Origin of the sequence: Yoonia sp. I 8.24 (assembly GCF_022096995.1) — a bacterium.
In the GTDB taxonomy this organism is placed as follows: Bacteria; Pseudomonadota; Alphaproteobacteria; order Rhodobacterales; family Rhodobacteraceae; genus Yoonia.
In genome coordinates this window covers 49430-66221 of sequence record NZ_JACXGQ010000011.1, presented here as the reverse complement: position 1 = coordinate 66221, position 16792 = coordinate 49430, and the positions used below count along the sequence as shown (strand labels likewise).

The window sequence follows — 16792 nt, the reverse complement described above, 5'->3', positions numbered from 1 at the left end:
GCTTGGTTCACGCAACAAAGCATCACGCCGCTACGTGTTAGCTATGAAGCACTTGCTACACAGCCCGCGCCCCAATTGCGGCGCATTCTATCATTTGTTGGCGTTGAGCCGGACAAAGCGAACAACGCAACGGCGCAAACCGCCGTGCTCTCTTCGGAACGGAACCGCCTTTGGGCTGCGAGGTTTCGTAAAGACGCGGGGCTTGCTCTGCCCGCACCCGCACCATAGGCATTCAGCATGATACATTACTCTTGGGATACACCGCCGACCTCAGGTCAGGCTATCGAAGTCGCTGCGGGCGTATTGTGGATGCGTCTTCCGCTGCCAATGGCGCTTGATCACGTGAACGTCTATGCGCTTGACGATGGGGACAGCTGGACTGTGATTGATACCGGGTTTGCCAGCAAGGTGACTCGCAAAATCTGGCAACAGCTCCTTGATGGGCCCTTAGCGGGTAAACCCGTGAACCGGGTTGTCGTGACGCATCACCACCCTGACCATGTCGGGCTTGCCGGTTGGTTTGTCGCCAATGGTGCCTGTCTTGCGATGCCACGCACGGGCTGGCTCATGGCACGGATGCTCACGCTTGATCTGCAAGAAACCGTCCCCCCTGAGACCCTTGCATTTTACAAACGCGCAGGCATGGAGCCCGCCGAATTCGCGAGACGTAGCAAGGATCGCCCGTTCAATTTCGCCGATTGCGTCTCGCCGCTGCCGCTGGGCTATACCCGCCTGATCGATGGTAGCACGATCCAGATGGGTGGGCGTAGCTGGGATATTCGGATGGGCGACGGGCACGCACCCGAACACGCCACATTCTGGAGCCGGGACGACAATCTGGTCATTGGGGGCGATCAATTGCTGCCCTCGATCAGTGCCAATCTCGGGGTTTACCCAACAGAGCCAGAGGCCGACCCGGTCGCCGATTGGCTCGCGTCTTGCCAACGGCTGATGCCTTATGCGCGCGATGATCAATTGGTCTTAGGTGGGCATAAGCTACCGTTTCAGGGGTTGCCGTTGCGGCTCCAGCAGATGATCGACAACCACCACAACGCCCTGCCCCGCCTGCTTAAGCATCTGTCGGAACCCCGCGCGGCGGGCGAATGTTTTGCCCCGTTGTTCAAGCGCAGCATCGGCCCTGCGGAATACGGGCTTGCGCTGGTCGAAGCCGTCGCCCATGTGAACCACCTGTATCACACAGGCCAAGTGACGCGGCAGCTGCGCAACGACGGGGCCTATGTGTTTCAGGCCAAATAACACCCTCATGCGCGACCGCGTTGCATGTAGCTTTTTGGCTCGCATACGCCGCAAAATTGCACTTATCCCGCGTGACGGCCATCGATCCGATCTTGAAGTCGTTTCACAATACGGCTGGCCGTGGTTTCGCAAACAGCAGGGATAAACGCGTGCAGCAATGCGGCGATGGCTGCTACGGCCAACCAAAACCCGAAACTCAGTGCAAAACGCATGTGGGTGAAATATGTTTCGTTTACAGTATCCGGATGGTCCAGAAACAGAGTTGCAATAAGGCTACGGCGGGCGGGGGTTGGGGAGGTATCGGACATAGAGGGCCTTTCAGGCTAGGTTTCCGACAGCGTATCCCAGCATTGCGCCAAATAGATCCCAAACCTTCCTAGTATTTGGATATATTTTGAGATAAAATCTCATCCATGATACAAAATTTAGACGAAATAGACCGAAATATCCTGCGCAGCTTGCAAAATGATGCCGCGCAATCCGTTGATGACATCAGCGCGCAGGTTAACCTTTCGCGCAATGCCTGCTGGCGACGGATCAAGGCGATGGAACACGCCGGGGTGATCACCGGGCGCGTGACGCTTGTAGATCCAGCCAAGGTTGGCGCACCGTTGTCAGCCATGGTTTTGATCCGGACGAACGCGCATGATGCGAAATGGATGGCCGCGTTTCAGTCCGCCCTACAAACTTTCCCCGAAATTGTCGGCGCGTACCGGATGACCGGGGATCTCGATTACGTGCTACGTGTGCGCGTGGCCGATGTCCCGGCCTATGATGCCTTTTATAAACGGCTGACCTCACGCATTTCTGTATCGGATATTTCGGCAAGTTTCGTTATGGAAGAAATCAAAGACACAACTGCGGTACCCCTATGACCTCTGACACGCCTCTGCATATGACAATCGACACCTCCGCCGAGCTGTTGGAGAATGATATCTTACCCAAAACCCAAGAGGTGCACACGGATCCCAATGTCCCCTCGCCCTCGGCGAAAGATCTGCCCAAGGCGCTGAACGAATCAACCGCCAAGAAAAGCCCCGCGCAATGGGCCTATGAGCGGATCATCATGTATATCCAGAATTTTGAGAAACAGCTGGATAATGATCACGAAATCGGCGTGAGTCTTGCGGGCGGGTTGACCGGCGTTATCAAGATTGAAGGGTTAGGCTATTACGATCCCGACATCGTCACCTATTACGGGGTCAATGACGAAGGCGCCAAAACCCAACTTATTCAGCACGTCAGCCAGCTGAATGTCACGTTGATTGCCAGCCCAAAGAACATCGACCAACCCGAACCAACGCGCATCGGGTTCCAGCTTGCCGCGGCATTGGATCGCGACGTGGATGTGACCGGGTGACAGACCCCAAATTATCCGTTATGCGGTGAACAAACGACCGAAAAGGAATACACACATGTCAGACCACAAACACGGCGAAATGGATATTTCTGTGCAAGAAAAAACCTTTAACGGGTTTATGAGCATGGTGACCAAAGGCGCAATCATCTGCATTTGCGTTTTGATCTTCATCGGCCTCGTGAACGGCTAACTGTGCCATGAATCGTCGTCAGTTTATCGCTGGGCTTCCGCTTGCCCTGTCCGCATGCTCAGCGACAGAAAGCTGGGCGCCTGACGACATCGTATCGCGCGCCATTTACCGCGACCCAGATCCGGCCTACCTGACATTATACACGATGAAAAACATCGGCTCCGACAACGGGGCCCATACCGCGCTTTTGATCAATGCAAGCCAGCGCGTGATATTTGACCCAGCTGGATCGTTTGAACAAACCCGCATGCCTGAACGCAATGACGTTCTTTTTGGGGTGACCCCAGAACTTGAATCCTATTACGTCAGCTACCATGCCCGCATAACCTATTACGTGGTCGGACAAACGATCGAAGTCCCTCCAGCAGTCGCCGAACAAGCCTTGCAACTGGCGCTGTCGAACGGCCCTGTCCCACAAGCCCATTGCGCCCGCACGACGTCACGCATCCTGCGCCAACTGCCCGGGTTCAGTGATTTCCGTCAGACGTGGGACCCGAACCGGGTATCAGAGGATTTCGCACGCCTCCCCGGTGTGACCACGCACGAATACCGCGAAACAGATGCAGACGACAAATCAATCGCCGCAGCGCAAATAAACGCAGCGCTTACAGCAGACCAGTAGCCGCCAAACCTGCGTAAAGCGTGAGAACACCAGCAAAGACGGCCCACAGCACATTGCGCGTCCATAGACCGACGCCCACTGTGGCAAGCGCGGCTAAAATGCGGACAATATCAGGCTGCCCACCCGTCGCTGCGGGCCAAAGCACCAATGGCGCAACCATCCCAGGTAGCACCGCAACGGGTGTGAACCGCAGTAGGCGCAACACAAATGGCGGCATCGGACGATCACCGATCAGGCCTAAAAACGAGAACCTGATCAAAAACGTCCCGACACCCAAAAGGGCAATCACAATCCAAATTTCAACAGCGCTATACGTCATGCGGCAGGTTTCTCCATCCAAGCTTCAACAGCCGCACCCGTCAGCATCGCAACACCTGCCGCAACCAACAGGCCCGTTCCCGAAGGCATATCCACAAGCACCAAGGCCACGATAATCGACGCCACCGCTGCCGCAATATGCGCAACTGACTTGAGCATCGGTGCAACCATCGCAAGAAACATAATCGGCATGATGAAATCCAACGCCCAGGCCTCCGGGATCGCGGTTCCGGCCAAGATGCCAACCAATGTCATAATCACCCACAAAGGGGTAATCGGACTCGCCACGCCGAGAAAATACATCACCCGATCCGGCACCGTCATTTCAGGGCGGGCCTCATAGCGGGCGATTGACGTGATATAAGTTTGGTCAAAGTTCAAATATGAAACCAACGCGCGCTGCCACATAGGTGCAGACCCAAGAAATGGCACAAGCGACGCCGAATACATTGCCATCCGCAAATTCACCGCAAGGGCTGCCATAAGCACGAACGCGATGCCCGCATTCTCTGTAATCATCTGTACAGCCGCAAATTGCGATGCCCCAGCGATGACCAAAACGGAAAAACCCATCGCCTGACCAATTGTCAGCCCAGCATCCGTCGCGATCACTCCGAACAACAGCGCAAAAGGGCCCGCAACAAAAATAAATGGCACACCATCGCGCACCCCGGCCCAATAGGCGGATTTGCTTGCCGTTTTGACGGTGGAAGTCGTCATCTCTTTCCCCTAGCCTGAGCCCATTACGATAGGCTTAGACCTGCAAACCGGGAATGGCAATTGGCGCAACTTGAGAATACGACAGATTACCTAATCGCCCCGCGCATGCAAAGCGAAGGGCTGACGCGGGCCGTCACCGGGACCGATCAACATGGTCAACCCATTGATCTTAACGTGATCGAAGAACGCCCACTGACCATCTACCTAAACGCCCAAGAAATCGTGACCGCGATGACCATTGGCGACTACCCAGAATACCTCGCACTCGGCTTTTTGCGTAACCAAGGCATGCTGCGCGACGCAGACACAATCACCGGGGTCGATTACGATGCAGAGCTTGATGTGGTTGTCGTGCGCACCGACAATAAAACCATATTTGAAGACAAGCTTAAGAAAAAGACCCGCACCAGCGGCTGCGCTGTCGGCACGGTCTTTGGCGACATGATGGAAGGGCTTGAGAATGTGACCCTGCCCGCCACGCCCGTAAAAACGTCTGACCTCTATACGCTTGCCGCCAAGATTAACCGCACGCCATCGCTCTATCTCTCTGCAGGCGCGATACACGGAACCGTGCTATGCCAAGGCGACCGACCGCTGGTCTACATGGAAGACGTCGGCCGCCATAACGCCGTTGATAAAATCGCCGGCTGGATGCTTTCTGAGCAAGTTAAACCCGACGATAAAATCCTCTACACCACTGGCCGACTAACATCCGAAATGGTGATCAAGACCGCATTAATGGGCATCCCGACTCTCGCATCGCGCTCGGGGTTTACCGCGTGGGGCGTCGAAATCGCGCATCAGGTCGGGCTGACGTTGATCGGGCGGATGAAAGGCCAACGGTTTGTCTGCCTGTCGGGCGACGCCCGCCTAACCCGCGACGCTGACCCCGATCAAATCGCCGACGAACCCAAAAAATCTGGGCGAAAGGGGCGACCGTGAAGCAAATTGATCTCGTTTATTCCGACGCGGCGCAGATACAACGATGCTTAAGTATCGTACGTGGCAGCCGGTATCACATGCCTCGATATGCGTGGTTTGGCGAGCTCGGGCGTACGTTGATAATTGTTTTGCCAATTGCGTTATTGTTTTTGGGGTACATCGATTCACACATATTATTAGGATTTGCTTCTGGATACCTTGCCCATCGCATATTTGAGTTAAAAATTAAGCCCTACATCTATCGTAAGGCTGCTCCACATTTCGCTCTCCAAATAAAATCTTGGCCACAACAGGTCACACTCGACGCCGACGGTGTACACTTCAAATCGAGAACCTCTGCGACTTGGGTTTCGTGGGCCGCACTTCCGCCACCTGAAGTGAGAAAAGAAGGAATCCTTATTCGTGTGGAACCGGAACGGACATTGCCAATCTCCAAGGAAGACTTGCCTGATGGCATGCCCCCCCATGATCTTGAGGCGCAAATTTTGCGTTGGCAAAGCGCACAATGACCCCCATATCATCTTGCCCTAAATACTCCCGCCGGAGGCGGATGCATCGCGTCGCAGACGGGGTGCAAAAATGATCCAACCTTTGGGCGTAATCCTTGCTGGCGGACAAGCAACCCGTATGGGCGGCGGCGACAAAGCGCTTTTACCGCTTGGCGCGGGCACAATCCTGTCGCATGTGATTGATCGATTAGAACCACAGGTCGGGGGCGTCGCGTTGAACGCAAATGGGGATGCCGCGCGGTTTGCGGGCATCGACCTACCCGTGATCGCAGATAGTATCGCGGGCTTTGCCGGGCCGCTATCGGGCGTTTTGGCCGGGATGGATTGGGCGGCACAACGCGGGGCAAGCCATATCGTAACCGCCGCCGCAGACACACCGTTTTTTCCCTGCGATCTGGTGCCACAACTGATGCTCGCCGCCGAAAACGCGGGCGCAGACCTTGCACTCGCAACCAGCCCAAGCGGGCGACAACCGACATTCGGCTTGTGGCCCGTGGCGCTGCGCGAAGACCTCCGCTTGGCCTTGCAAGGCGGATTGCGCAAAGTCGTTCTCTGGACCGAAAAACATAGGGCGGGATACGCTGAATTCGCAGATGACGCGGCTTTTTTCAATGTGAACACGCCAGATGATCTGGTCAAAGCGCAGGCCATGCTATGAAAATTTACGGAATCGTTGGCTATAAAAACGCAGGTAAAACTGGGCTGATGGAACGTCTGGTGACTGAAATTAACGGGCGCGGCCTGCGCGTTTCGACCATCAAACACGCGCATCACAGCTTTGACGTCGATCAGCCCGCAAAAGACAGCTACCGCCACCGGGCTGCGGGGGCGCAGCAGGTGCTTTTAGCATCGCAGTCGCGCTGGGCCTTGATGACAGAGCTACGTGACCAACCAGAACCCCCGCTTTCTGACCTTCTGGCGCAGCTTGCCCCGGTCGATCTGATCTTGATCGAAGGCTACAAACGCGACGCCCACCCCAAGATCGAAGCCTTTCGCGCAGAGGCCAACAATCCGCTGATCGCGCCAGAAGACACCAGCATCCGCGCCATCGCATCTGACACGCCTTTCGATACCGATCGCCCGGTTTTTAATCTGGACGACACGGCGGCCATTGCTGATTTTATCCTCGCTGAGGTCGGGCTATGAAATTTGACCGGGTCATCATGGTGGATTGGTCTGGCGGCAATGACCGGGGCGCAACCCCGAAAAAAGACGCGATCTGGGCGGCGATTGGCGCGGGCGGCGTGTCCGAACCTCCGATCTACTTCCGCAATAGGCAGGTGGCAGAAGGCTGGCTGCGCGACATGCTGACCGACCTGCGCGACCAAGGGCTGCGCGTGCTTTTGGCATTCGATCTGTGCTTCGCCTACCCCACAGGTTTCGCCACGCATTTGATCGGCTCTGAAGACACGCTGGGCCTATGGGATTGGTTTGCCGCGCGTGTGGAAGATAGTTCAAACGCCAATAACCGCTTTGATCTTGCGGGGGACATCAACGCCCTATTTCCCGGCGTGGGACCGTTTTGGTTCAACGGTTTGCAACGCGATATTCAGGGGCTTCCCCGCAAAGGCAATGACCGACGGGATCACGGGTTGCCAGAAAAACGCGCAGCAGATCTCGCGATCAAAGGCAGTTTTTCACCATGGCAATTGGCGGGGGCTGGCGCGGTTGGCGGCCAAGTCATCATGGGGCTGCCGACGCTTTCGCGATTGCGTCATCATTTTGGCGCAGATATTTGCGTTTGGCCGTTTCAATCCCCTGACGCGCAGATCGTCATGGCCGAGACCTATTTTTCGCAACTTCCCGATCTTGTCACTGCTTCCCCAGAGCCGATCAAAGATGCCGCGCAGGTGGCCCTATATGCCCGCGCGTTTTCGGCGCTTACCCCGGATGAAATGGATGCGATGATAGATGTTGCGCCGACGCCCGAAGGCTGGGTGCTTGGAGCAGGATCAGCGGACATTTTGCGCGCCAGTCTCGCGCCGCCTGCGCTGCGAAATGATTGTTTTGCGATGCCGCAAGGGGCCTATTGGACCCCGGTTGACACAGCGCTCGCGCATCTACGCGACCAGCTTGGCGCGGTGACGGATGTTGCAGAGGTACCAATCGGGCAGGCGACGCACCGGATTTTGGCAGAAGATATATATGCGGCCCGATCGCACCCGCCCGCCCCTAATTCTGCCGTTGATGGCTATGGGTTTGCCGGGCCAATCCCCGCTGGCACCCATGATTTGCCTCTGCTCGCGGGGCGTTCCGCTGCTGGGCAGCCCTACACCCACGCCGTCCCGCCCGGCACGGCGATCCGTATTTTAACCGGTGCCAACCTCCCGCAGGGCGTCGATACCGTCATTTTACAAGAAGACGTCGCCGCGACTGAAACTCGAATCGCATTTCGTGGGCCACTGAAAAAAGGTTCAAACGCCCGTGACGCAGGCGAAGATATGCGCAAAGGCGATGTCATTCTTTCAGCGGGGCACAAGATCACGTCAGCAGACATCGGCACAATGGCTGCCGCTGGCGTGGGGCATATTAAGGTACGTGAACGCTTGCGCGTTGGCATCTTATCGACGGGGGATGAATTACGTGACCCCGGCACACCCGCGCATGAAGGGCAGATATTCGACGCCAATCGCCCTATGCTCTGCGCGGTTGTGGCAGACTGGGGTTATGAGGTTATCGATCTTGGACGCGCACCCGATGACCGCCCTAAGCTGCGGGCGATCTTGGATGAAGCCAGCGCGCGCTGTGATGTGATCCTGAGTTCTGGCGGGGCATCTGCGGGGGACGAAGACCATATGTCTGCGTTGCTCGCTGACACTGGGTCATTTGCGCTTTGGCGGATTGCGATGAAGCCGGGACGCCCGCTGGCGCTGGGGTTGTGGAAAGACACCCCCGTTTTTGGGCTGCCCGGCAATCCGGTTGCGGCGATGGTCTGCACTTTGATATTTGCGCGCCCTGCACTGCGCCAATTGGCGGGCGGCGGCTGGGCCGACACCGAAGGCTATCTTTTACCCGCCGCCTTTGCGAAGTCTAAAAAAGCGGGTCGTCGTGAATATTTGCGTGCCCGGGTTGCGGATGGCCGCGTAGAGGTCTTTGCTTCCGAAGGGTCAGGCAGGGTTTCTGGACTAAGTTGGGCGACAGGGCTTGTCGAATTGGACGATCCCGCGCAAAAGGTGACACCGGGCGATCTGGTCCGTTTCATTCCTTTTGGAAACTTCGCGCTATGAAAATTACAGTTGGTATTCCCGACGCCAGTCGCGGCGAAGCAGCGGCCCTTTATTGGGAGGCTTTTGGCACAAAGCTTGGCTTTACCATGGGGCCAAAATATCGCGCGCTCGTCTATATCAACCGGGTGATGCGATCGGATCATGGGATTTGCGCCCATGACGCGCAGGGGCGCTTGATCGGGGTGGCCGGTTTTAAAACCGCGCAGGGTGCGCTTGTTGGCGGCAGCTTCACAGATATCCGCAAAGTTTACGGCTGGGTTGGCGCTGCGATCCGGGTCCGGCTGATGGGGACCCTTGAACGCGACACAGAAAACGAACGTTTCTTGATGGACGGGCTTTTCGTCGCCCATGAAGCGCGCGGCAAAGGGGTCGGCACGGCACTGTTAAATGAAATCAGCGCAGAGGCCAAACGACGGGGCTATCGGCAGGTTCGGCTTGATGTGGTGGACACGAACCCACGCGCGCGGGCGCTCTACCTGCACGAAGGGTTCCGCGAGGTCGAGACCCATAAAATGGGTATTTTGCGGCACATCTTCGGATTTAGTACTGCAAGCACTTTGGTCCGCGACGTCTAACCTGACCCGATCAACGCGCCTGCCGCGAACACCAATGCCCCCCCCAAGACCACTTGAAACGCAGCGCGCATAAACGGTGTGTTCATGTAGCGGTTTTGAATCCAGGCAATCGCCCAAAGCTCAACAAAGACCACGACAAGCGCGATAATTGTTGCGGTCCAAAATTCTGGAATGAGGTAAGGCATCGCGTGCCCAAGCCCGCCGAGCGTTGTCATCACCCCGGCCGCAATCCCACGTTTGATGGGCGAACCGCGACCCGAAAGCTGGCCATCATCTGACGCAGCTTCGGTAAAGCCCATTGAAATTCCCGCCCCAACCGATGCGGCAAGCCCAACAAGAAATGTGGTCCATGTATCTTGGGTCGCGAATGCGACGGCAAATATCGGCGCCAGTGTCGACACAGACCCATCCATCAAGCCAGCTAACCCAGGCTGAACCCAAGTTAAGACAAACTGACGATGGGCGGCAACTTCTTCGGCGGTCTTTTCCGCGTCACCCAGATGTTCCGTTTCCAGAGCTTCGGCGGTATCTGCATGCCCCGCCTCAGCGGCGGCAAGATCACCCAAAAGCTGCCGGGTCCCGGCATCTGCGGTCTTGGACGCGGCCAATAGATAGAATTGTTCGGCGTCGTGTTCCATCTGCGCGGCTTGCTCGCGGATACGTTCTAGGCCAAGATTTTCGATCAACCACACAGGGCTGCGCGCATAGAACCCCGAAACATGTTCGCGACGGATCAGGGGGATCACGTCACCAAAGCGCGATATGTGCATTTCTATAAGGCGGCGGCGGTGATCGTCTTCTTCAGCGGCCATGCCATCAAACACGGCGGCAGAAGCGGGAAAATCAGCGCGCAAGTGGTTTGCATAGCTTCGGTAAATGCGCCCGTCGTCTTCCTCGGACGAAATTGCAAGCGCCAGTATCTCCTGCTCTGACAAATCCCTAAAGCGGCGACGGCTGGCAATTCCGGGGATCATCATGAGGCTCCATTTTAGAATAATTCTAATCTATTCAATTCTTGCTTTCGGTCAATCCTAAAAACTAAACAAATTGGTTCAGTTTCCTCTTGTCGAAATAAACTAAACCGTTTAGTTTATATTGCAACACAAGAAAGGAATCACCGATGCCCCGCTTACTCCCAACGATCGCTCTCGCTACATTGCTCACCACATCTGCGGCACAGGCATTTTCAGTTAACCTGCCTTTGCTCACCTACCCGCCGCACCCGGTGACGCCGACTGCGGAGCAATCATGCGTTGACCTGACAACTCTAGACGCGCCTGCCTGCTCAGAGATCGCAGAATAGCCCCATCGCTACGTCACGCTTGCCTGAACTGAACGGGGCAGTTTATAGTTGAGGTCCCCACGAGGAGGCGGACCGATGCCCGATGGCGCTGTAGAACCCAAAAAAGGACGCAAGTTCGATCAGGTGCTTGAAGGCGCGCGAACCGTATTCCTGCGCGATGGCTTCGAAGGCGCATCTGTGGACGACATCGCCAAGGCCGCAGGCGTATCAAAGGCAACCCTATATAGCTACTTTCCAGACAAACGTTTCTTGTTCTTACAAGTCACCAAGGCTGAATGCTGCGCACAAGCAGAGCGGGCGATTGAGGCAATCGACATGGACGCCCCTGTCGAAGACGTGTTGTATCAAGCCGCCCGCGAAATTGGGGAATTCATTACCTCTGAATTCGGGATGCGCATTTTTCGGGTCTGCGTCGGCGAAGGCGGGCGATTTCCCGAATTGGGACAACAGTTTTACGAAAGCGGCCCAATGTTGGTCCGCAGTCGGCTAGAAGATTATTTTGAAAGTGCAATTTCAAAGGGCGATTTGGTGATCGAAGACCGCACGTTGGCCGCTGATCAGTTCAACGAACTCTGCCGCGCCGATATCTTTCCCCGCATGCTTTTCAACATCACCGACACCTTCTCAGACAGCGAAAAACATCGGATCGCCAAAGGCGCGGTTGAAGTGTTTTTGGCGAAATATGGTGCCTAAGCGCTAAAACTGGATTTGGGCCCGACACAACGCCGGGCCCATAGTGCATTAGTATTCCACAACGGCCCGGATCGACTTCCCGGCGTGCATCAATTCAAAACCTTCGTTGATATCTTCAAGCTTCAGCTTATGCGTGATCATCGGATCGATTTCTATTTTGCCGTTCATGTACCAGTCGACGATCTTAGGCACATCCGTGCGTCCTTTTGCACCGCCAAATGCGGTCCCGCGCCAGCTACGCCCAGTGACCAGTTGGAATGGCCGGGTAGAGATTTCAGCGCCCGCTGGGGCCACGCCGATGATGATGCTTTCGCCCCAGCCTTTATGTGCGGCCTCAAGCGCGGTGCGCATCACACCTACGTTGCCCGTGGCATCGAACGTATAATCAGCACCGCCGCCAGTGAGTTCAACAAGATGGGCAACCAGATCGCCCTCTACTTTGGCCGGGTTCACAAAATCGGTCATGCCAAAATGGCGACCCATTTCTTCTTTACCGTCATTCATATCGACGCCGACAATCTGATCAGCCCCCGCAAGGCGTAGCCCCTGCAAGACGTTCAAACCGATGCCACCAAGACCGAACACAATCGCACGGCTGCCGATTTCGACTTTGGCCGTGTTGATCACGGCCCCGATCCCTGTGGTCACGCCACAGCCGATATAGCAGATTTTGTCGAATGGCGCGTCCTTGCGCACCTTGGCCAAGGCGATTTCCGGTACGACCGTGTGGTTCGCAAACGTCGAGCACCCCATATAGTGGTGGATCGGCGTCCCATCGAGCATTGAAAACCGCGTTGATCCGTCAGGCAACAGCCCCGCCCCTTGGGTGGACCGGATTTTCTGACAGAGGTTGGTTTTAGGGTTCAGACAATATTCGCATTCACGGCACTCGGGCGTGTAGAGCGGAATCACATGGTCACCGACCTCAAGCGTGGTGACACCCTCCCCCACTTCGATGACGACACCAGCGCCTTCGTGACCTAGAATCGCCGGGAAAATCCCTTCGGGGTCATCACCGGAACGGGTGAATTCATCTGTATGACACAGACCAGTGGCTTTGATTTCGACTAAAACCTCACCCGCGCGCGGCCCCTCAAGGTTCACTTCCATCACTTCAAGCGGTTGTCCCGCTGCCATTGCTACTGCTGCACGTGTCCGCATTTTCGTCTCCATTTGCTTGCGGCAACGATCTGCGAAAAATACGGAAACTGCAACGATGGTTTTGTTTCAGCTTGCACAGGCTTGGACAATTGTCACATGATCACAAGATGAGATATATCCTCCCATTTCTTATACTTTCTGCTTGTACTGCTGCGGTGCCGAGCCTGCCCGAGATCCAAGACGATACCTGCGGCGCAGGAGAGCATGCGGATTTGATTGGGCAAGACGCCACAGCGCTTGAACGTGTTCTCATTCTGGGAATGGTCCGGGTCACGCGCCCTGGCGACATCGTCACCATGGACTTCTGGCCTACGCGGATCAATTTTCAAATTGACGCTAACGAAAAGATCGTGGCGATTACCTGCGGATAGCTTATTTAAAGGGAAGTGGTCCCCGGCATCGCGAAAAAGGTGGGGGCAATTAGCCGCAACACCGGGGTAGCAATTTGCTATACCGAAACCTTTGCATGCAGATGTGACCCGATTGGGTAAGACGTGCGGCGCAAATGCGGTAATATTGCGGCATGAACATGGCACACCCTTACGGGCTTGATTTTCTTTCATTTTAACGCGACGTTTTACTATGAGCATGCACCCATCTGATCCGTTTTCGCACCCGCCCCAAATCGCATTCCATCGAACCGAATTGGGCGTAATCTTGGGTCTTTACGGCCGTATGGTCGCAGCGGGCGAATGGCGAGATTACGGGATTTCATGTCTGCGCGAAGTGGCTGTGTTTTCGATCTTTCGGCGCGCAGCGGAACACCCGCTGTACCGGATCGAGAAACGCCCGAAACTGCGCCAACGCCAAGGTCAATATGCAGTGATAGGCATGGATGGGCAGGTGCTCAAGCGCGGCCACGATCTACGGCAGGTTTTGCGCGTACTAGAACGCAAACTGATCCGCGCGGTCGAGTGAATTAATACCTGACTAAAAATGTCGGATTGACTCATACCCCCATATCCGGCTAACTTACGCGGGTATCAAGCCACCTGTTCGCGTGACAGCCAGCCAATCCGCTAATTTCCAAGGATGAAAGTGCGCACGTGCTTTCATGCCTCTGTCACCGCAAGGAACTAAAAAATGTCATTCCACAGCGTCCCGCGCCCACAGCCGAGCACCGCACCGAAATTGCCTACATATGATGCCGAAGTGCTGACCCAAGATGGCGATCTCGCCAATATCGTCCTGCGTGATCAGACGTATACGCTTCGCATCACGCGCGCCGGAAAACTGATTCTTACAAAATGACCGCAGCATTTCGCAATCCCGGCGGCGCGGCTGTCGGCCAATTGGCCGACCAATCGCCGCTTGCGCGCTATGTCGTTCTATATTTCCGGATGTGGTGTGATGGCCCCGAAGGGCAAACCGCCGTCTGGAAGGATCTTGCCTCTGGTTTGGGCGAGACACAAGCGCGGTCAACATTGGAAATACTCGAAAGCCTGTTCGACTGTTGTGCGCGCCACCGTCGGCGCCCACTGATGCGCCATGCCGTGAATTGTCGGTGTCTTGGCGCGGATGAAGCCTGTTTTGCACATTTTGTGACCACAGCGACCGAGGGCGATCGGCAAGACGCAATGTTGATCGCAACGCTTCTGGTACGGACAGATGTCGCCCCGATCATCACCCCAATCGCAGCCGATTTGGGATGTGCTTTAATACGCATGATGAAGCGACACAGACCGCCGCTTCATCACTGCGAACCAATCACCGCAACGGTCCACTAAACCCGTCGTCGCGCCAATGGCTGGCCGTGGCCTTGGAACTCCACGCGGGCAATCACCTTTGTCAGCGGTTCATAGACGGTGGCCATGGGCGTCGCGCTAGCATGCAGCATAATATCCGCATCAACCATCATGCCCACATGACCTTGCCAAAACACGATATCGCCACGCATCAGGTCACCCTGCACATCCGTCCCGATCACATCGCACTGCAGATCGCTATCGCCGGGGCAAGCGATGCCGCAAGCTGTCAAACTGGCAAAAATCAACCCTGAACAATCGATGCCGCGTGTTGAATCGCCACCCCAAAGATAGGGCACGCCAAAATGAAGCTGCGCCACATTGATCGGATCCTGAAAAGGACGCTCCACATTGCGCAGATGTTTCTTTGATACGAACCCAACGGTTGTCTCATAAAATTCGCGCCGTTCATCCACAACGGTTACACGTGCCCCAAAGGGTAATGACATCAGCGGCTCTGATCGAAAATCATCCGCTGTATATGCATGGGTCGCTGTCGTACTAACAAAATGTGTGGTGTTTTGATGACGTGCGAGATGCGCCGATAGCACATATCCAACATACCTATTGGCAAGTTGAACAAACGACCATCCTTCGCGGTCTTCTAATACAGTGACAATCGCGCCAAGCAGAACCTGCCGATCCCGTGACCCATCGGGTGCCCGGCGCAAGTCCGTCACCGGGCGACGCACCATCTTCGGCACACCGACGACATAGTTATCCGCCTTGACCGTGCCCGCCAACTCCACCGCCGCGACCCGGCCGTTCGCAGCCAAAAGTCTGCGATCGGTCATAAGTTTAGCAGCGCGGGTAACGCGGCAAGCACTGCACGCGCGCCCATCCCGACGCCGCCTTTTGGCCGCGCGGGAGCGGCAGAAGGTTGCCACCCGTAGATATCAAAATGGATGTAGGGGCTTGTGGTGAAGCGTCGCAAAAACAATGCGGCTGTGATGCTGCCGGCCATACCGCCTTTGGGCGCGTTATCAAGATCCGCAATCCCCGGCTCGATCATTGCCTCGTACGGGGCATGAAATGGCATGCGCCATACCGGATCAGCAACATTCACCGCCGCATCCGCAAGGGCCGCGGCATAGCTATCGCTATCGGTATAGAACGGTGAAATATCCGGGCCGACGGCCACCCGCGCAGCGCCCGTCAATGTCGCCATCGAAATCACCAGCGCAGGTTGATCTTCGTCGGCATAGGTCAGGGCATCCGCCAGTACCAACCGCCCTTCGGCATCAGTATTATTGACCTCGACGGTCAGCCCTTTACGGGATGTCAGGATATCTTGCGGGCGGAATGCGTCACCATCAATGCTGTTTTCCACCGCAGGGATGAGCACCCGCAAACGGATCGGCAGGCCCAACCCCATAATCATATGCGCAAGGCCCAAGACAGTGGCAGCGCCGCCCATATCTTTTTTCATCAGCCCCATCGAGCCGCCAGGTTTGATATTCAGCCCGCCAGTGTCAAAGCAAACACCTTTGCCCACAAGCGTCAGCTGCGGGCCGACATCCCCCCAACGCATGTCCAGCAGGCGCGGCGCGCGCGATGATGCGCGGCCAACCGTGTGGATCATTGGGAACCCGTCCGCGTGCAAATCATCGCCAGTAGAGACGGCGATCTTTGCGCCATACTCGCCCGCCAATGCACGCGCGGCATCCTCGAGCTCTTGCGGGCCCATATCGGACGCAGGTGTGTTGATCAGATCACGGGTAAGCGCCTCACCATTGGCGATGATTTCAATTTTTTCGGCATCGACCCCAGCAGGGGCAATCAACTGCGCGGTCGTCGCGCTGGCGGTCGCGTAGCGGTCAAACATATACTGTGACAAAAGCCATCCAAGCGCCGCCTCTTCCAGTGCGGGGCCGTCCAGACCATCGGTGACCTTATAGACGCCAGCAGGTAGTTTGGCTGCTGCTGCACCCATATGAAACCGGCCGCGCGCGCGGCGTTCGGCGGTGCCATAACCCACCAAGACCTGCGCAATGCTGCCATCCGTCGCTGGCAGGGCCAGGATCTGTCCCAATCCGGCATTAAACCCTTGCGCTATCGCCCACGCGCGGCCCGCATCGTTAAGCGCCGCCAATGCATCATCGAACCCGGGCTTGTCGACCACCGTTATTGGAATTGCGTGGGCGGTTTCGGGGGCGAAGGTCAACAGCAT

At 56.2% G+C, this 16792-nt stretch carries 25 protein-coding genes; 18 read left to right on the top strand and 7 right to left on the bottom strand.

Annotated elements, in window-relative coordinates; genetic code table 11:
• Together Yoon_RS17020 and Yoon_RS17015 are read left to right on the top strand one after the other, a co-directional pair.
• Window positions 1-228 (top strand): Stf0 family sulfotransferase (locus Yoon_RS17020; protein ID WP_238113882.1); only part of this gene is annotated, 228 nt, incomplete at its 5' end.
• Between the two features lie 9 nt (window positions 229-237).
• Entirely contained in the window at window positions 238-1257 is a 1020-nt protein-coding gene (locus tag Yoon_RS17015; RefSeq protein ID WP_238113880.1) for an MBL fold metallo-hydrolase, read from the top strand.
• A 62-nt stretch (window positions 1258-1319) separates the two neighbouring features.
• Here the strand turns inward: Yoon_RS17015 and Yoon_RS17010 are convergent, their stop codons facing one another.
• Complete coding sequence (locus Yoon_RS17010; RefSeq protein ID WP_238113878.1) at window positions 1320-1565, bottom strand: DUF6356 family protein; 246 nt, start codon at window positions 1563-1565, stop codon at window positions 1320-1322.
• A 105-nt stretch (window positions 1566-1670) separates the two neighbouring features.
• Between Yoon_RS17010 and Yoon_RS17005 the strand changes: the two genes are divergently transcribed.
• Genes Yoon_RS17005 through Yoon_RS16990 form a run of 4 tightly spaced genes read left to right on the top strand, consistent with a single transcriptional unit; the run spans window position 1671 to window position 3429 of the window.
• Window positions 1671-2132, top strand: coding sequence for an Lrp/AsnC family transcriptional regulator (locus Yoon_RS17005; protein ID WP_238113876.1), 462 nt, complete (start codon window positions 1671-1673; stop codon window positions 2130-2132).
• A gap of 20 nt (window positions 2133-2152) precedes the next feature.
• Window positions 2153-2617: a DUF6173 family protein gene (locus Yoon_RS17000; protein WP_238113873.1), complete on the top strand. Its 465-nt coding sequence runs from the start codon at window positions 2153-2155 to the stop codon at window positions 2615-2617.
• Window positions 2618-2672: 55 nt separating this feature from the next.
• Window positions 2673-2807 carry an aa3-type cytochrome c oxidase subunit IV gene (locus Yoon_RS16995; RefSeq protein ID WP_113776902.1) on the top strand — a complete coding sequence of 45 codons (135 nt, stop codon included), beginning with the start codon at window positions 2673-2675 and terminating at the stop codon, window positions 2805-2807.
• Window positions 2808-2814: 7 nt separating this feature from the next.
• Window positions 2815-3429, top strand: coding sequence for a hypothetical protein (locus tag Yoon_RS16990; protein ID WP_238113871.1), 615 nt, complete (start codon window positions 2815-2817; stop codon window positions 3427-3429).
• Here Yoon_RS16990 and Yoon_RS16985 read toward each other — a convergent pair.
• Together Yoon_RS16985 and Yoon_RS16980 are read right to left on the bottom strand one after the other, a co-directional pair.
• On the bottom strand, window positions 3413-3748 hold the full coding sequence (locus Yoon_RS16985; RefSeq protein ID WP_238113869.1) for an AzlD domain-containing protein: 336 nt from the start codon (window positions 3746-3748) through the stop codon (window positions 3413-3415). The genes Yoon_RS16990 and Yoon_RS16985 overlap by 17 nt on opposite strands.
• Window positions 3745-4467, bottom strand: a complete 723-nt coding sequence (locus Yoon_RS16980; RefSeq protein ID WP_238113867.1) for an AzlC family ABC transporter permease — start codon at window positions 4465-4467, stop codon at window positions 3745-3747. The genes Yoon_RS16985 and Yoon_RS16980 overlap by 4 nt, the downstream gene beginning before the upstream one ends.
• 105 nt (window positions 4468-4572) lie before the next feature.
• Here Yoon_RS16980 and Yoon_RS16975 point away from each other — a divergent pair, with 105 nt between their 5' ends.
• The 6 genes from Yoon_RS16975 (at window position 4573) to Yoon_RS16950 (ending at window position 9720) form a co-directional block, all read left to right on the top strand.
• On the top strand, window positions 4573-5409 hold the full coding sequence (locus tag Yoon_RS16975; protein WP_238113891.1) for a formate dehydrogenase accessory sulfurtransferase FdhD: 837 nt from the start codon (window positions 4573-4575) through the stop codon (window positions 5407-5409).
• Window positions 5406-5918: a hypothetical protein gene (locus tag Yoon_RS16970; RefSeq protein ID WP_238113866.1), complete on the top strand. Its 513-nt coding sequence runs from the start codon at window positions 5406-5408 to the stop codon at window positions 5916-5918. Before Yoon_RS16975 ends, Yoon_RS16970 begins: the two co-directional genes overlap by 4 nt.
• Window positions 5919-5988: 70 nt before the next feature.
• Complete coding sequence (mobA, locus tag Yoon_RS16965; protein ID WP_238113865.1) at window positions 5989-6576, top strand: molybdenum cofactor guanylyltransferase MobA; 588 nt, start codon at window positions 5989-5991, stop codon at window positions 6574-6576.
• Window positions 6573-7064 (top strand): molybdopterin-guanine dinucleotide biosynthesis protein B, encoded by a 492-nt coding sequence (gene mobB / locus Yoon_RS16960; protein WP_238113864.1) that lies wholly within the window; start codon window positions 6573-6575, stop codon window positions 7062-7064. The genes mobA and mobB overlap by 4 nt, the downstream gene beginning before the upstream one ends.
• Window positions 7061-9145 carry a gephyrin-like molybdotransferase Glp gene (gene glp, locus Yoon_RS16955; RefSeq protein WP_238113863.1) on the top strand — a complete coding sequence of 695 codons (2085 nt, stop codon included), beginning with the start codon at window positions 7061-7063 and terminating at the stop codon, window positions 9143-9145. The genes mobB and glp overlap by 4 nt, the downstream gene beginning before the upstream one ends.
• Entirely contained in the window at window positions 9142-9720 is a 579-nt protein-coding gene (locus Yoon_RS16950; RefSeq protein ID WP_238113862.1) for a GNAT family N-acetyltransferase, read from the top strand. The genes glp and Yoon_RS16950 overlap by 4 nt, the downstream gene beginning before the upstream one ends.
• Here Yoon_RS16950 and mbfA read toward each other — a convergent pair.
• Window positions 9717-10694, bottom strand: a complete 978-nt coding sequence (gene mbfA, locus Yoon_RS16945; RefSeq protein ID WP_238113889.1) for an iron exporter MbfA — start codon at window positions 10692-10694, stop codon at window positions 9717-9719. The two genes, Yoon_RS16950 and mbfA, sit on opposite strands and share 4 nt — an antisense overlap.
• Before the next feature lie 146 nt (window positions 10695-10840).
• Between mbfA and Yoon_RS16940 the strand changes: the two genes are divergently transcribed.
• Complete coding sequence (locus tag Yoon_RS16940; protein ID WP_238113861.1) at window positions 10841-11023, top strand: hypothetical protein; 183 nt, start codon at window positions 10841-10843, stop codon at window positions 11021-11023.
• A gap of 75 nt (window positions 11024-11098) precedes the next feature.
• A complete protein-coding gene (locus Yoon_RS16935) occupies window positions 11099-11716 on the top strand; it encodes a TetR/AcrR family transcriptional regulator (RefSeq protein WP_238113860.1) in 618 nt (205 codons plus the stop codon).
• Window positions 11717-11764: 48 nt separating this feature from the next.
• Here the strand turns inward: Yoon_RS16935 and Yoon_RS16930 are convergent, their stop codons facing one another.
• Window positions 11765-12877: an S-(hydroxymethyl)glutathione dehydrogenase/class III alcohol dehydrogenase gene (locus Yoon_RS16930; RefSeq protein ID WP_238113859.1), complete on the bottom strand. Its 1113-nt coding sequence runs from the start codon at window positions 12875-12877 to the stop codon at window positions 11765-11767.
• A 107-nt stretch (window positions 12878-12984) separates the two neighbouring features.
• Between Yoon_RS16930 and Yoon_RS16925 the strand changes: the two genes are divergently transcribed.
• The 4 genes from Yoon_RS16925 (at window position 12985) to Yoon_RS16910 (ending at window position 14604) form a co-directional block, all read left to right on the top strand.
• Window positions 12985-13248, top strand: a complete 264-nt coding sequence (locus Yoon_RS16925) for an I78 family peptidase inhibitor (protein ID WP_238113857.1) — start codon at window positions 12985-12987, stop codon at window positions 13246-13248.
• A gap of 211 nt (window positions 13249-13459) precedes the next feature.
• Window positions 13460-13795, top strand: coding sequence for a DUF2794 domain-containing protein (locus Yoon_RS16920; RefSeq protein ID WP_238113855.1), 336 nt, complete (start codon window positions 13460-13462; stop codon window positions 13793-13795).
• A gap of 165 nt (window positions 13796-13960) precedes the next feature.
• Window positions 13961-14128 carry a hemin uptake protein HemP gene (gene hemP / locus Yoon_RS16915; RefSeq protein ID WP_113776916.1) on the top strand — a complete coding sequence of 56 codons (168 nt, stop codon included), beginning with the start codon at window positions 13961-13963 and terminating at the stop codon, window positions 14126-14128.
• Window positions 14125-14604 carry a hypothetical protein gene (locus Yoon_RS16910; RefSeq protein WP_238113853.1) on the top strand — a complete coding sequence of 160 codons (480 nt, stop codon included), beginning with the start codon at window positions 14125-14127 and terminating at the stop codon, window positions 14602-14604. The genes hemP and Yoon_RS16910 overlap by 4 nt, the downstream gene beginning before the upstream one ends.
• Here Yoon_RS16910 and Yoon_RS16905 read toward each other — a convergent pair.
• Together Yoon_RS16905 and Yoon_RS16900 are read right to left on the bottom strand one after the other, a co-directional pair.
• Window positions 14601-15416 carry a C40 family peptidase gene (locus tag Yoon_RS16905; protein WP_238113850.1) on the bottom strand — a complete coding sequence of 272 codons (816 nt, stop codon included), beginning with the start codon at window positions 15414-15416 and terminating at the stop codon, window positions 14601-14603. The genes Yoon_RS16910 and Yoon_RS16905 overlap by 4 nt on opposite strands.
• Entirely contained in the window at window positions 15413-16792 is a 1380-nt protein-coding gene (locus Yoon_RS16900) for a M17 family metallopeptidase (protein WP_238113848.1), read from the bottom strand. The genes Yoon_RS16905 and Yoon_RS16900 overlap by 4 nt, the downstream gene beginning before the upstream one ends.